Origin of the sequence: Escherichia sp. MOD1-EC5495, from assembly GCF_002965965.1 — a bacterium.
Taxonomy (GTDB): domain Bacteria; phylum Pseudomonadota; class Gammaproteobacteria; order Enterobacterales; family Enterobacteriaceae; genus Escherichia; species Escherichia ruysiae.
This window is the reverse complement of record NZ_PTRI01000019.1, coordinates 55,503-68,773: the sequence shown is the minus strand read 5'-3', so window position 1 is coordinate 68,773 and position 13,271 is coordinate 55,503. Positions and strand designations below refer to the sequence as shown.

Here is a 13,271-nt window from a genome sequence, read left to right as displayed (position 1 = left end):
ACGTACATATACTATTAGCTTCCGCGCCAATACGCACCCGTCCTGTAACATACAGAATCTATTCTTTATTTCTTATCATATTAAGAAAATTCACGACATCCAGCTTGCTGATTTATTAATGCCAATTATAGTTATTCTTGCCCTCAATCATAATTTTCACTCGTAATATCCTTTCTTTTATAAAGTCCTTCTGGAGACACTTGCGATGCAGCTTAACCATATTGCTAAAAGTCTGCTAGTCATGGGATTATTCACAACAAGTTCACTTCCTCTCATCGCAGCAGAAGCGCCCAAAGAGGCCTCCGCTGCCACCCAACAAGCGAATAACGCACTTTATAGTCAATTGCCGTTTTCCGATAACAGCGATTTTGCTGATGCTCATAAAGGTTTTATTGCTCCTTTACCTCAGGAAGTGATTAAGGGTGAACAAGGGAATGTTATCTGGAACCCACAGCAATATTCTTTTATCAAAGAAGGCGATAAAGCACCTGATACTGTCAATCCAAGTTTATGGCGTCAGGCGCAACTGATAAATATCAGCGGCTTATTTGAAGTGACTGAAGGCGTCTATCAGATTCGCAATCTCGATTTATCAAATATGACCATCATTGAAGGTAAAGAAGGTATTACCGTTGTTGATCCACTGGTTTCAGCAGAAACAGCTAAAGTTGGCATGGATCTTTATTATAAAAATCGCGGTCAAAAACCAGTGGTGGCGGTTATCTACACGCACAGTCATGTCGATCACTACGGCGGCGTTCGCGGTGTGGTTGATGAAGCTGACGTTAAATCAGGAAAAACAAAAATTTATGCGCCAGCCGGATTTTTAGAAGAGGCTGTTTCAGAAAATATTATGGCTGGCAATGTAATGAGCCGACGAGCCAGTTATATGTACGGTAACTTGTTGAAACCTGATGCTAAAGGTCAGGTCGGCGCTGGGCTGGGAACAACTACCTCAGCCGGAACGGTTACATTGGTTGCCCCCACCAACTACATCACCAAAACCGGACAAAAAGAGACTATCGACGGGCTGACCTATGATTTTCTGATGGCGCCCGGTTCCGAAGCACCTTCCGAAATGCTGTGGTTTATTGAAGAAAAGAAACTGATCGAAACCGCAGAAGATGTCACGCACACCCTCCACAACACCTATTCGCTGCGTGGTGCCAAAATTCGTCAACCTCTTCCGTGGTCTAAATACATCAACGAAGCACTCAATCTGTGGGGCGATAAAGCGGAGATTATTCTCGCCCAGCATCACTGGCCAACCTGGGGTAACGATAACGTTGTCAAACTGCTAAAAAGCCAACGCGATTTGTACCGTTATATCAACGATCAAACGCTACGCATGGCGAATCAGGGGCTGACTCGTGATGAAATTGCCGCAAACTTCAAATTGCCCTCTTCGCTTGCTAACACCTGGGCGAATCGCGGTTATTACGGTTCAGTGAGCCATGATGTGAAAGCAACTTATGTGCTTTATCTCGGCTGGTTTGATGGTAATCCTGCGACTCTCGATGAACTGCCACCAGAAGACGCCGCTAAAAAATTCGTGGAATATATGGGCGGTGCTGATGCCATTTTACAAAAAGCCAAACAGGATTATGACCAGGGAAATTTCCGCTGGGTTGCCCAGGTTGTCAGTAAGGTGGTGTTTGCCGATCCAAACAACCAGGCAGCAAGGAATCTGGAAGCCGATGCGCTTGAACAGTTAGGCTACCAGGCCGAATCCGGGCCGTGGCGTAATTTTTATCTCACTGGCGCACAGGAATTACGCAATGGTGTGCAAAAACTGCCTACGCCAAATACAGCCAGTCCTGACACCGTTCGTGCCATGACGCCGGAAATGTTCTTTGATTATCTTGCTGTGCATATAAATGGCGAGAAAGCGGCAGACGCTAAAGCAGTATTGAATTTTGATTTCGGTGAAGATGGCGGCACTTATAAAGTGGAACTGGAAAACGGTGTGCTCAATCACACTGCTGATACGCAAGCCTCTGACGCCGATGCGACTATCACCCTCTCCCGCGATGTCTTGAATAAAATCATCCTGAAGGAAGAGACATTAAAAGAAGCCACGGATAAAGGCGAAGTAAAAATCACTGGAAATGCGGAAAAACTCAACGAACTGTTAGGGTATATGGATAACTTTGAATTCTGGTTCAATATTGTAACGCCATAATTTTCGTGTAAGTCGGGCAGGTTCCCTGCCCTTTTGGGGTTATAAACAAAAATGAATTCTGACAAAAGAAAACACCCTCATTATTCATGGAAAAACCGGCAGGATATGGTTATTCGCGGTATGGCGATTAGCCTGCCGTGGTTTGCGTTGATTAACATCAGTTTTGCATCGTTGGTTTTGCTTCGAGGGGTTTTGTTTAATGAAGGCACGACTCCATGGTTTAATGAGAAAAATCTTGTACACACTATTGATATTTCATCATTAGGTATTTTGCTAATCAGTGGTCTTTTATTAGTTAGCCCACGCAACAAAGTGCAGTATATTCAGCAGTTATTGGTCATACTAAGCCTACTATGGTCATGGTGTTGTTTTTATTTTATTGCACACTGGACGCTACCTTTTGCATATCCACTGTGTGTATTACTAATGCTTAGCGCCGTTGTTGCGCTATATTTCCACACCCCATCACTCCTCGCATTTATCATTCCCTTATGGTTTACCATCCCGTTAGCCAGTCTTGTGCTCAATCAGTATGTGAATATTCATTTCGCTGTTATCTGGAGCATTTTTTCACTGGCTCTCTATGGCGGACGTTTTATTTTGTTGCGTTGGTTTGAAGAAGCATGGCAACAAAATAAGTACAACAACCAGTTGATTCATCACCTCGATGCATTAGCTCATCGCGATCCCTTAACTGGAGTGGCAAACCGACGAGCGTTGGATAGTATTTTACGTGATGCCGTCGAACAAAAGACGTCGTTCGTTTTAATTATGCTGGATGTCGATTTTTTTAAACGCTACAACGACACTTATGGGCACCCTGCTGGCGATCGTTGTCTGATACAAGTTGCCGACGCACTGCAACGCGCAATTCGCCAGCCCGAAGATGTAGTTACGCGTTATGGTGGCGAAGAGTTTGCCATTATTCTTTTCAATGCGAGCTTGCAGGAAGCCGAAGCGATAGCAGCCAGAATTAAGCAAGAACTTAAACTGGCAGCGATTGCGCATCAGACATCTTCCGTGAGTGAAGTTGTTACGGTTAGTCAGGGGATTACCTGTCCTACCCCCGCAAAAACGACTGAACAAATAGTTGCTGATGCCGATGCCGCGTTATATCGAGCGAAAGAAAATGGGCGAAATCGGTGGGCTAAATAACTCTATTCCGCTGACATCAACAAACTTATAGGGAATATCAGCCAGAGTCAGTATCAGTTCACTGATGGTGGAACCCCATCCTGGTACGCCATAAACCTTAATCATATCTCCCCCGTACAGCGTTAAAGCTTAAGTGTAGGTCAGTAAACAGGGCAACCCGGACTAAGATTTGTCATTTTTTCAGCAATCCTTTTAATCCCCACTCAACTTGTAAGGGGATATTTTGCATCGTTTATCGATAACAGGTAGGATGCTGCGCCGATAGTTTTATACCCATAAAGAATAATGGTGATAACTGTCATCGCCAGGATGAATAAACATTGTTCATGGCGACTTATAAGACTTTTTCAACGAAGCAATCAGGGAGAGCAATGAGTAAACACGACACCGACACTTCAGATCAACACGCCGCGAAACGCCGCTGGCTTAATGCCCACGAAGAGGGTTATCACAAAGCGATGGGCAATCGTCAGGTGCAGATGATCGCCATTGGCGGCGCGATTGGGACAGGTTTGTTTTTAGGCGCAGGTGCCCGACTGCAAATGGCCGGCCCGGCACTGGCACTGGTCTATTTAATCTGCGGCCTGTTTTCGTTTTTTATTTTGCGTGCGTTGGGTGAGTTGGTATTACATCGCCCTTCCAGTGGTAGTTTTGTCTCTTATGCCCGTGAGTTTTTGGGTGAGAAAGCCGCTTATGTTGCCGGCTGGATGTACTTCATCAACTGGGCGATGACGGGGATTGTCGATATCACCGCCGTCGCACTGTATATGCATTACTGGGGCGCGTTTGGCGGCGTGCCGCAATGGGTATTTGCGCTCGCTGCGCTGACCATCGTTGGCACCATGAATATGATTGGTGTGAAATGGTTCGCAGAGATGGAGTTCTGGTTTGCGCTGATTAAAGTGCTCGCCATTGTGACCTTTTTGGTCGTGGGTACAGTGTTCCTCGGTAGCGGTCAGCCGCTGGATGGCAACACCACTGGCTTTCATTTAATTACCGATAATGGTGGTTTTTTCCCGCACGGTTTGCTGCCTGCGCTGGTGTTAATTCAGGGCGTGGTATTCGCTTTTGCCTCCATTGAAATGGTCGGAACTGCCGCCGGAGAATGTAAAGATCCGCAGACTATGGTGCCAAAAGCAATTAACAGCGTGATTTGGCGTATTGGCCTGTTTTATGTCGGTTCTGTCGTGTTGCTGGTCATGTTACTGCCGTGGAGCGCCTATCAGGCCGGTCAAAGTCCTTTTGTGACCTTCTTCTCTAAACTCGGTGTGCCGTACATTGGCAGCATCATGAACATTGTGGTGCTGACCGCCGCGCTCTCCAGTCTGAACTCTGGCCTCTACTGCACCGGGCGTATTCTGCGTTCGATGGCGATGGGCGGATCTGCGCCGGGTTTTATGGCGAAGATGAGTCGCCAGCATGTGCCGTACGCCGGGATTCTGGCGACGCTGGTTGTGTATGTCGTTGGCGTATTCCTCAATTATCTGGTGCCGTCGCGCGTATTTGAGATTGTCCTGAACTTCGCGTCATTGGGAATTATCGCCTCCTGGGCGTTTATCATTGTTTGTCAGATGCGCCTGCGTAAAGCCATCAAAGAAGGTAAAGCAGCGGATGTCAGTTTTAAACTGCCTGGTGCGCCCTTCACGTCCTGGCTGACATTACTGTTTTTACTGAGTGTCCTGGTGCTGATGGCATTCGATTACCCGAACGGGACTTATACCATCGCGGCGCTGCCGATTATCGGTATTCTGCTGGTTATAGGCTGGTTTGGTGTGCGCAAACGCGTTGCTGAAATTCACAGCACTGCGCCAGTCGTCGAGGAAGATGAAGAAAAACAGGAAATTGTGTTTAAATCTGAAACGGCGAGTTAATTGCAAAATATGCCCGGCTACGAGCCGGGCATATTCATATTGCTGACGAGGTGCTCCGCTTGCCGAATGCAGCGCTTGCGCCGCATCCGGCCTACGAAAGACAAACTCCTCCATGTCTGTGTCTGTTACAGCGCAATACGAATCACATCGTCCGGCTGAGTGGCTTCTTGCTGTTTAGTCGATTTTTGCTTCACGCTGACATACAGTGTTTTGCCATCGGCAGAAAGCGCCAGACTGTTAGGATGGGTCGGCGTGTCGAACGTTTTCACCACTTTATAGCTTTTCGCGTCAATCACACTGACTTTACCCGCCTGCCGATGCGTCACATAGGCTTCATTACGCGCCGGGTTAAACAATACAGCCAGTGATTCCGGTGCCGCTACCTTTGCCAGAATATTGCCGTTACGGGTATCGACCACTAACACTTCTGCCGCTTTGGAGTCAGTGATAAATGCTCGCTGGTTGGCAGTATCGAGACTGATGTTGATAAAGAAATGCTCTTTGCCATCATCCAGCAGCTTTTTACGGCTCAGGATTTTATTGTCGGCTGTGTCGATGGTAATCAATTCGCCGTCAGCGTTAGTGGTGTAAAGACGTTTGCCTTTGCTATCCAGCGCCAGACCGGTACTCATTTTACCGGTGTTCTGGATGGCAGTTTTCAGTTTGATATTCTCGCCATCAACCACCCAAATAACACTCTCTTTCCCAATACCGCTGATGTAAACAGTGTTCGTAGCATCATCAGCAACCAGCTCACGCGGCTGTAGCGGACGCACTTCTTCTGTACGTTTGCGATCGTCCAGTACCAGACGCCCTTTCACTTCGCCCGTTTTGGCATCAATTGCCGTGACCGCACTGTTTACTGTGTTACCAAACCACAACGTTTGAGTAGCGTTGTTGATAGTGGCGCCAAACGGCTTGAGATCGTTATGAATTGCCTGAGTGACTTCCAGAGTCACCGGATCGAGACGATAAACCACACCGCCTTTGTCCAGTTTGCGGCTTTGCGATGTGGTGAGCCACAGCGCGTTTTCCTGCTGGCTATAAGCCATTTCGTAGGCACCTTTACCTACCGCTTTACGCAGCATTTCTTCCGCTGCCTGCGTACTGAATGATGAAGCAACGAGCAATGAACCTAACAGTAGCGAACCACGCAGGCGCGATGAAAACAGATGACGTAAATGCATGACGACTCCCTTTGATGAACCGATTTATAGCTGCTTCACAATGCTTCGTTGAGCATAATCTTCGTTACGCCCTTGTTATAAATGGGAATGGTAATCATTATTTTCTCAAATGTGGAGCATTTCTTGTCACCACGACTACAATTTTCCCAATTGATTAACGTATTGTGCCGTTTTGTTTTCTATAAATTTACAAATTCATTACCATGACGGTGTTTTCCCATTCTTAACCTGGCTTTTTTCATGAAGATTTTTTCCGTCCGACAGACCGTTTTGCCCGCACTGATTCTCCTTTCTCCTTCCACTTTTGCCGCTAATGAACAAACCATGATTGTTAGCGCCGCGCCGCAGGTAGTTTCTGAACTGGACACACCCGCTGCGGTAAGCGTGGTCGATGGCGAGGAGATGCGTCTGGCAACGCCGCGCATCAATTTGTCTGAATCACTGACCAGTGTGCCTGGTTTGCAGGTACAAAACCGGCAGAACTATGCGCAGGATCTACAACTGTCTATTCGCGGATTTGGTTCCCGTTCCACTTACGGTATTCGCGGTATTCGCCTGTATGTTGATGGCATTCCCGCCACTATGCCTGACGGACAAGGGCAAACGTCTAATATCGATTTAAGTAGTGTGCAAAACGTGGAAGTGCTACGAGGCCCCTTTTCTGCCCTGTATGGCAATGCGTCTGGCGGCGTAATGAACGTCACCACACAAACCGGCGAACATCCACCAACTATTGAAGCCAGCAGTTACTATGGCAGTTATGGTAGCTGGCGCTATGGACTGAAAGCGACGGGCGCAATGGGCGACGGCACCCAACCTGGCGATGTTGATTACACCGTTTCGACCACGCGTTTTACAACTCACGGCTATCGTGACCATAGCGGCGCACAGAAAAATTTAGCCAATGCCAGACTGGGCGTACGCATTGATGACGCCAGTAAGTTAAACCTGATTTTCAACAGTGTGGACATCAAAGCCGATGACCCTGGTGGGTTGACCGAAGCAGAATGGAAAGCGAATCCGCAACAAGCGCCTCGTGCTGAACAGTACGACACGCGTAAAACCATCAAACAAACTCAGGCTGGATTACGCTACGAGCGCAGCCTTAGCGCGCAGGATGTGATGAGCGTGATGATGTACGCAGGCGAACGGGAAACGACCCAGTATCAGTCGATCCCGATGACCCCGCAGCTTAACCCGTCACACGCAGGAGGTGTAATTACCCTGCAACGTCATTACCAGGGTATAGACAGCCGCTGGACACATCGTGGCGAGCTGGGAGTTCCGGTCACTTTCACTACTGGCCTGAACTATGAAAACATGAGTGAAAACCGAAAGGGTTACAATAACTTCCGCCTTAATAACGGCGTGCCGGAGTACGGGCAAAAAGGTGATTTGCGTCGCGACGAACGCAATCTGATGTGGAACGTCGATCCCTATTTACAAACCCAGTGGCAACTAACCGACAAACTGTCGCTGGATGCTGGCGTGCGCTACAGCTCCGTGTGGTTTGATTCTAACGATCATTACGTTACTCCCGGCAATGGTGATGACAGCGGTGATGCCAGTTATCACAAATGGCTTCCTGCGGGATCGTTGAAATACGCCATGACCGATGCCTGGAACGTCTATCTGGCAGCCGGGCGCGGTTTTGAAACACCAACCATTAACGAGCTTTCTTACCGTGCTGATGGGCAAGGCGGTATGAACTTTGGTTTAAAACCGTCCACCAACGACACAATCGAAATCGGCAGTAAAACGCGTATCGGCGATGGCTTGTTTACCGCTGCGTTATTCCAGACCGATACCGATGATGAAATCGTTGTTGATAGCAGTAGCGGCGGGCGTACCATTTATAAAAATGCCGGGAAGACGCGCCGTCAGGGGGCTGAACTGGCGTGGGATCAGCGTTTTGCCGGAGATTTCCGTGTGAAAGCGTCGTGGACGTGGCTTGACGCAACTTATCGCAGCAATGTTTGTAACGCTCAGGACTGTAATGGTAACCGAATGCCCGGGATCGCCCGCAATATGGGCTTTGCGTCGTTAGGTTATGTGCCAGAAGAAGGCTGGTATGCAGGCACAGAAGCACGTTATATGGGCGATATCATGGCGGATGACGAGAATACGGCAAAAGCGCCCTCTTACACTCTCGTCGGTTTGTTCACCGGCTATAAATATAATTACCGTAATATGACAATAGATTTATTTGGTCGTGTCGATAATTTATTCGATAAAGAATATGTCGGCTCGGTGATTGTTAATGAATCCAATGGTCGATATTACGAGCCTGCGCCTGGGCGGAATTATGGTGTAGGCGTAAATCTCGCATGGCGATTTGAATAATATTCATTAGTGGCGGCAAGAATGCCGCCACCTGAAATGTTAATCATCATCCGCAACACGGATCACGACTTTGCCGAAGTTTTTACCATTCAGCAGGCCGATGAATGTCTGCGGGGCGTTTTCTAAACCATCGGTAATTTGTTCACGATAGTGAATTTTCCCCTCCTTCACCCATTGCCCCATCTCTTGCTGGAACTCATGGATGCGATGACCATAATCCTGACTAATAATAAACCCTTGCAGGCGAATACGTTTTTTCAGCACCGTAGCCATAAGTAGCGGTAAACGATCCGGCCCGGAAGGCAGTTCGGTGGAGTTATAACCGCTCACTAAACCGCAAACGGGAATACGCGCGGATGTATTGAGTAAAGGCAGCACCGCATCAAACACCTTACCACCAACGTTTTCATAATAGATGTCCACGCCTTTCGGACACGCTTTCGCCAGTTGTTCGGCAAAATCATCTGCGTGATGATCAAGACAAACATCAAAACCCAGAACATCTATGGCATGACGACATTTTTCCGCGCCACCGGCAACACCCACCACGCGGCAACCTTTTAGTTTGCCGATTTGCCCCACTGTCGCGCCAACCGGCCCCGTTGCTGCAGCAACTACCAGCGTTTCTCCCTTTTTGGGTTGACCGATATCCAGCAGCCCCATATAAGCCGTAAAGCCAGGCATTCCCAGCACACCCAGTGACCACGAAGGATTTTCCGGATGATCGCCAAGTTTCACCAGATCATCGCCACTGGATATGTCGTAATCCTGCCAACCGCTGTAACCCAGCACCCAGTCGCCAGGCTGGTAATCCGGATGATTAGATTCCACCACCCGACTCACCGTGCCGCCGACCATCACGCCACCAATATCAACCGGTGGTGAATAAGATGGCTCATCGCTCATGCGCCCGCGCATATACGGATCCAACGACAGGTAGACCGTGCGTAATAACACCTGTCCTTCACCCGGTGTGGCGACATCATCTTCTTCAAGACGGAAATTCTCCGGAACCGGCGCGCCGTATGGACGCGACGCCAGAACCCAACGGCGATTACGCTGCTTTTGTTGCCCCATAATGCTCTCCTGTGCTTTTGGCATGAATCCATCAATAGTAGCAGGCTCACTGGATTGGTTTTGTTTTCAGCCGTCACATCCCCTCTGCAACACGCAATAATTTCATCGAGGAATCCGTTGCTTCGGGCTGTTTTCGATAGTATTGATAACGTCATCATCATTATTTTATCGAGGCTTAAGATGTCCATCCGTTCTGCCCGCAAAGCCGATTGTGCTGCAATTGCGGAAATTTATAACCATGCTGTACTGCATACGGCAGCTATCTGGAACGACCAGACTGTGGATACAGATAACCGCATTGCCTGGTTTGAAGCACGGACTTTATCAGGTTATCCGGTGCTGGTGAGCGAAGAAGATGGCGTAGTTACAGGATATGCCTCGTTTGGTGACTGGCGTAGTTTCGACGGTTTTCGCCATACCGTGGAACATTCGGTTTATGTCCATCCGGAGCATCAGGGTAAAGGTCTTGGGCGAAAATTGTTACGCGCGTTGATTGATGAAGCGCGGAACTGCGGTAAGCATGTGATGGTTGCCGGCATAGAATCACAAAATCAGGCGTCGTTGCATCTGCACCAGACGCTGGGATTTGTCGTCACAGCGCAAATGCCACAGGTAGGCACTAAATTTGGTCGCTGGTTGGATCTCACCTTTATGCAATTACAACTCGACGATCGTAGCGAACCGGATTCACTCGAATGAATCAGTCGCTTACCCTTGCCTTTTTGATCGCTGCCGGGATTGGTCTTGTGGTGCAAAACACATTGATGGTACGCATCACCCAGACATCCTCTACCATTCTCATCGCCATGCTGCTGAATTCACTGGTGGGGATTGTGCTGTTCGTGTCTATTTTGTGGTTTAGGCAAGGAACAGCAGGCTTTGGCGAACTGGTTTCCAGCGTGCGCTGGTGGACTCTAATCCCTGGTTTGTTGGGATCGTTTTTTGTTTTCGCCAGTATCAGCGGATATCAGAATGTTGGCGCGGCAACGACCATTGCTGTACTGGTCGCCAGTCAACTTATTGGTGGTCTGGTGCTGGATATTTTCCGCAGTCATGGCGTGCCACTTCGGGCGCTGATTAGCCCAATTTGCGGGGCAGTTTTATTGGTAGTTGGCGCCTGGCTGGTGGCCAGACGCACGTTTTAATCAGAGGATGGTGCCGCCTTTGGTTAATTGTTCGTGGCGCGCCTCCATATCTTCTTTATGCTTGCGACCGTGATGAGCAATTGCGGTGCGCAAACGCTGCTGCTGGGTGTAACGATCTTCCCGGCTTAACTCTGCGTCATCGCTCAGGGCGATTAACAACTCGTTCATATGGGCAATGACGCTCTCCTCAATCGCGGCATCCACGCGCGCGATGACTTCATCCAGATGCGACATACTTTCTCCTCAGCCACTTGTGAAATTTATCGATTCACCCAAATGATATAAGTCTGCGTTGTGCCGTCAAGCCAGCGAGTGAGATTTAAAATAGAGAAAACAGTAGCGCCACCGGAAAACTCATCGGCCATGTAATCCCCACCAGAAAGGCGCTCAGAAAGCGAATGCTCTTCTTATCGTGGGAAAGAAACCAGGTAATGAGAAAGGCGATTGCTGCCATGACAGCATAAAAAACAAGCAAACATTGAAAAAGAGACATGTACGGGCATCCAGCCAGATGAATAAAACGCGCGCAATATGCGTCATTTTTTGATGTATATCAAGTTTTCAGTCCATTTGAGATAAATTCAATAACCTACGGCATGTTCTTGTCCATCTTCAGAATAAGTATGATTGCGGATTTTCTTAACCCGTACTATACACATAAGGGCTATGACAAAAGGTGGCAAAAATGAACGTTTCCAGTAGAACTGTAGTGCTGATAAATCTCTTTGCTGCTGTTGGGTTGTTTACTCTTATCTCTATGAGATTTGGATGGTTTATCTGATGTAGCAAAATTGCACGCAGTACGCACTGTCAGAGAAAAATCAACTCTCTGACAGTGCGTTAGATCTTCTCACACTCTCCAGATTTACAACATTATCCTTAATGTTTAACCATTACGTGGCGTACTACGGTGTAATCTTCCAGCCCATAAAGTGACATATCTTTGCCATAGCCTGAGAGTTTCTGCCCGCCGTGCGGCATTTCACTTACCAGCATGAAATGGGTATTAACCCAGGTGCAGCCATATTGCAGACGCGCGCTGACGCGATGCGCCCGACCAACATCTTTCGTCCATACCGAAGAGGCCAACCCGTACTGGCTGTCATTCGCCCAGTTAACCACTTGTTCTTCGTTATCGAAAGCCGTCACGCTCACTACCGGCCCAAATACCTCTCTTTGGACGATGGCATCTTCTTGTAACGCACCCGCCAGCAGTGTCGGCGCATAATAATAACCATTACCCTGCCGTTTTTCACCGCCGGTGATCACCTTAATGTGTCCCGTCGCCTTCGCCTCTTCCACCGCCCGGCTGACGCGTTCGAGATGTGCCTGCGAACTTAAAGGACCAAGCTCTGTGGATTCATCATCCGGCGCGCCTGATTTTAACGTTGCCACTGCGGCACCAAGTTTTTCTACCAGCACGTCGTAAATGCCTTTTTGCGCGTAGATACGACAGGCAGCAGTACAATCTTGCCCGGCATTGTAATAGCCAAATGTACGCACACCTTCGACAACCGCTTCAATGTCAGCATCATTAAAGACAATCACTGGCGCTTTACCGCCAAGTTCCATATGAGTGCGCTTAATGGACGGTGCGGTATGACTGATGATGTGCTCCCCAGTGGCGATAGACCCCGTCAGCGACACCATCCGCACTTTGGGATGACCGGTCAGCGGATCGCCCACCGTTTTGCCTCTGCCAAACAGTACGTTGATCACGCCTGCCGGGAAGATATCTTTCGCCAGTTCTGCCAGCTTCAACGCTGTCAGCGGGGTAATTTCTGATGGTTTAAGCACTACGCAGTTCCCTGCCGCCAGCGCCGGAGCCAGTTTCCACGCAGCCATCATCAGCGGATAATTCCACGGTGCAATAGAGGCTACAACCCCCAACGGATCGCGGCGGATCATCGAGGTATGACCTTCAAGATATTCGCCTGCCGCCAGACCGTTCAGGCAGCGCGCCGCTCCGGCGAAAAAGCGAAAGACATCGACAATCGCCGGAATTTCATCATTGAACGCACTATGCAGCGGTTTGCCACAGTTACGGGACTCCAGTTCGGCAAAAACCTGACCATTTTCTTCGATAACATCCGCCAGTTTCAGCAGGCATTCCGCACGCGCTTTCGGCGTGGTTTGCCCCCATTCAGCAAATGCTGCATCTGCCGCGCGAACAGCAGCATCCACCTGTTCTGCGGATGCCTCGGCAATCTCCAGTAATACTTCCCCCGTTGCCGGATTATAGACAGGCTGTTTTTCCCCTTCGCCGCTAACCAGTTCTCCGTTAATCAGTAACTTATGTTGCATAGCATAT

Annotated in this window: 12 protein-coding genes and 1 pseudogene; 7 read left to right on the top strand and 6 right to left on the bottom strand. The window is 48.7% G+C overall.

Annotation, left to right across the window (positions count from 1 at the left end; genetic code table 11):
• Positions 1–205 precede the first annotated feature (205 nt).
• A complete protein-coding gene (locus BEG40_RS15990; protein ID WP_105285733.1) occupies positions 206–2,182 on the top strand; it encodes an alkyl/aryl-sulfatase in 1,977 nt (658 codons plus the stop codon).
• A gap of 105 nt (positions 2,183–2,287) precedes the next feature.
• Positions 2,288–3,337 carry a GGDEF domain-containing protein gene (locus BEG40_RS15985; RefSeq protein WP_105285732.1) on the top strand — a complete coding sequence of 350 codons (1,050 nt, stop codon included), beginning with the start codon at positions 2,288–2,290 and terminating at the stop codon, positions 3,335–3,337.
• On the opposite strand, the pseudogene BEG40_RS21780 reads toward BEG40_RS15985, so the two are convergent.
• A pseudogene (locus tag BEG40_RS21780) lies at positions 3,338–3,442 on the bottom strand (thioredoxin domain-containing protein); the annotation flags it as partial.
• A 266-nt stretch (positions 3,443–3,708) separates the two neighbouring features.
• On the opposite strand from BEG40_RS21780, the gene ansP reads away from it, so the two are divergent.
• Complete coding sequence (gene ansP / locus BEG40_RS15980) at positions 3,709–5,208, top strand: L-asparagine permease (RefSeq protein ID WP_105285731.1); 1,500 nt, start codon at positions 3,709–3,711, stop codon at positions 5,206–5,208.
• 125 nt (positions 5,209–5,333) lie between these two features.
• Here ansP and yncE read toward each other — a convergent pair whose 3' ends face one another.
• Positions 5,334–6,395, bottom strand: a complete 1,062-nt coding sequence (yncE, locus tag BEG40_RS15975) for a 7-bladed beta-propeller protein YncE (protein ID WP_105285730.1) — start codon at positions 6,393–6,395, stop codon at positions 5,334–5,336.
• Positions 6,396–6,635: 240 nt separating this feature from the next.
• On the opposite strand from yncE, the gene pqqU reads away from it, so the two are divergent.
• A complete protein-coding gene (gene pqqU, locus BEG40_RS15965; protein WP_105285728.1) occupies positions 6,636–8,738 on the top strand; it encodes a TonB-dependent receptor PqqU in 2,103 nt (700 codons plus the stop codon).
• A 39-nt stretch (positions 8,739–8,777) separates the two neighbouring features.
• Here pqqU and curA read toward each other — a convergent pair whose 3' ends face one another.
• Positions 8,778–9,815, bottom strand: coding sequence for an NADPH-dependent curcumin/dihydrocurcumin reductase (gene curA / locus BEG40_RS15960; RefSeq protein WP_000531466.1), 1,038 nt, complete (start codon positions 9,813–9,815; stop codon positions 8,778–8,780).
• 180 nt (positions 9,816–9,995) lie between these two features.
• Here curA and BEG40_RS15950 point away from each other — a divergent pair, with 180 nt between their 5' ends.
• Positions 9,996–10,514 (top strand): GNAT family N-acetyltransferase, encoded by a 519-nt coding sequence (locus tag BEG40_RS15950; RefSeq protein ID WP_000027831.1) that lies wholly within the window; start codon positions 9,996–9,998, stop codon positions 10,512–10,514.
• Positions 10,511–10,960, top strand: a complete 450-nt coding sequence (locus BEG40_RS15945) for a DMT family transporter (protein ID WP_001076555.1) — start codon at positions 10,511–10,513, stop codon at positions 10,958–10,960. Before BEG40_RS15950 ends, BEG40_RS15945 begins: the two co-directional genes overlap by 4 nt.
• Here BEG40_RS15945 and ydcY read toward each other — a convergent pair whose 3' ends face one another.
• Together ydcY and BEG40_RS15935 are read right to left on the bottom strand one after the other, a co-directional pair.
• Complete coding sequence (ydcY, locus tag BEG40_RS15940) at positions 10,961–11,194, bottom strand: DUF2526 family protein YdcY (RefSeq protein WP_000018633.1); 234 nt, start codon at positions 11,192–11,194, stop codon at positions 10,961–10,963. It abuts the gene before it with no gap.
• Between the two features lie 85 nt (positions 11,195–11,279).
• Positions 11,280–11,453: a GhoT/OrtT family toxin gene (locus tag BEG40_RS15935; RefSeq protein WP_000051844.1), complete on the bottom strand. Its 174-nt coding sequence runs from the start codon at positions 11,451–11,453 to the stop codon at positions 11,280–11,282.
• A 192-nt stretch (positions 11,454–11,645) separates the two neighbouring features.
• Between BEG40_RS15935 and yncL the strand changes: the two genes are divergently transcribed.
• Entirely contained in the window at positions 11,646–11,741 is a 96-nt protein-coding gene (yncL, locus tag BEG40_RS15930) for a stress response membrane protein YncL (RefSeq protein ID WP_071598995.1), read from the top strand.
• Between the two features lie 98 nt (positions 11,742–11,839).
• Here yncL and patD read toward each other — a convergent pair whose 3' ends face one another.
• Positions 11,840–13,264, bottom strand: coding sequence for an aminobutyraldehyde dehydrogenase (gene patD, locus BEG40_RS15925; protein ID WP_001163916.1), 1,425 nt, complete (start codon positions 13,262–13,264; stop codon positions 11,840–11,842).
• Between the last annotated feature and the right edge of the window lie 7 nt (positions 13,265–13,271).

Bases quoted from the DNA above. Each gene is read 5' to 3' on its own strand.
- BEG40_RS15945 (WP_001076555.1), top strand. From the start codon at position 10,511: ATGAATCAGTCGCTTACCCTTGCCTTTTTGATCGCTGCCGGGATTGGT.
- BEG40_RS15990 (WP_105285733.1), top strand. From the start codon at position 206: ATGCAGCTTAACCATATTGCTAAAAGTCTGCTAGTCATGGGATTATTC.
- ydcY (WP_000018633.1), bottom strand. From the start codon at position 11,194: ATGTCGCATCTGGATGAAGTCATCGCGCGCGTGGATGCCGCGATTGAG.
- BEG40_RS15950 (WP_000027831.1), top strand. From the start codon at position 9,996: ATGTCCATCCGTTCTGCCCGCAAAGCCGATTGTGCTGCAATTGCGGAA.
- curA (WP_000531466.1), bottom strand. From the start codon at position 9,815: ATGGGGCAACAAAAGCAGCGTAATCGCCGTTGGGTTCTGGCGTCGCGT.
- BEG40_RS15935 (WP_000051844.1), bottom strand. From the start codon at position 11,453: ATGTCTCTTTTTCAATGTTTGCTTGTTTTTTATGCTGTCATGGCAGCA.
- yncL (WP_071598995.1), top strand. From the start codon at position 11,646: ATGAACGTTTCCAGTAGAACTGTAGTGCTGATAAATCTCTTTGCTGCT.
- BEG40_RS15985 (WP_105285732.1), top strand. From the start codon at position 2,288: ATGGTTATTCGCGGTATGGCGATTAGCCTGCCGTGGTTTGCGTTGATT.
- yncE (WP_105285730.1), bottom strand. From the start codon at position 6,395: ATGCATTTACGTCATCTGTTTTCATCGCGCCTGCGTGGTTCGCTACTG.
- pqqU (WP_105285728.1), top strand. From the start codon at position 6,636: ATGAAGATTTTTTCCGTCCGACAGACCGTTTTGCCCGCACTGATTCTC.
- ansP (WP_105285731.1), top strand. From the start codon at position 3,709: ATGAGTAAACACGACACCGACACTTCAGATCAACACGCCGCGAAACGC.
- patD (WP_001163916.1), bottom strand. From the start codon at position 13,264: ATGCAACATAAGTTACTGATTAACGGAGAACTGGTTAGCGGCGAAGGG.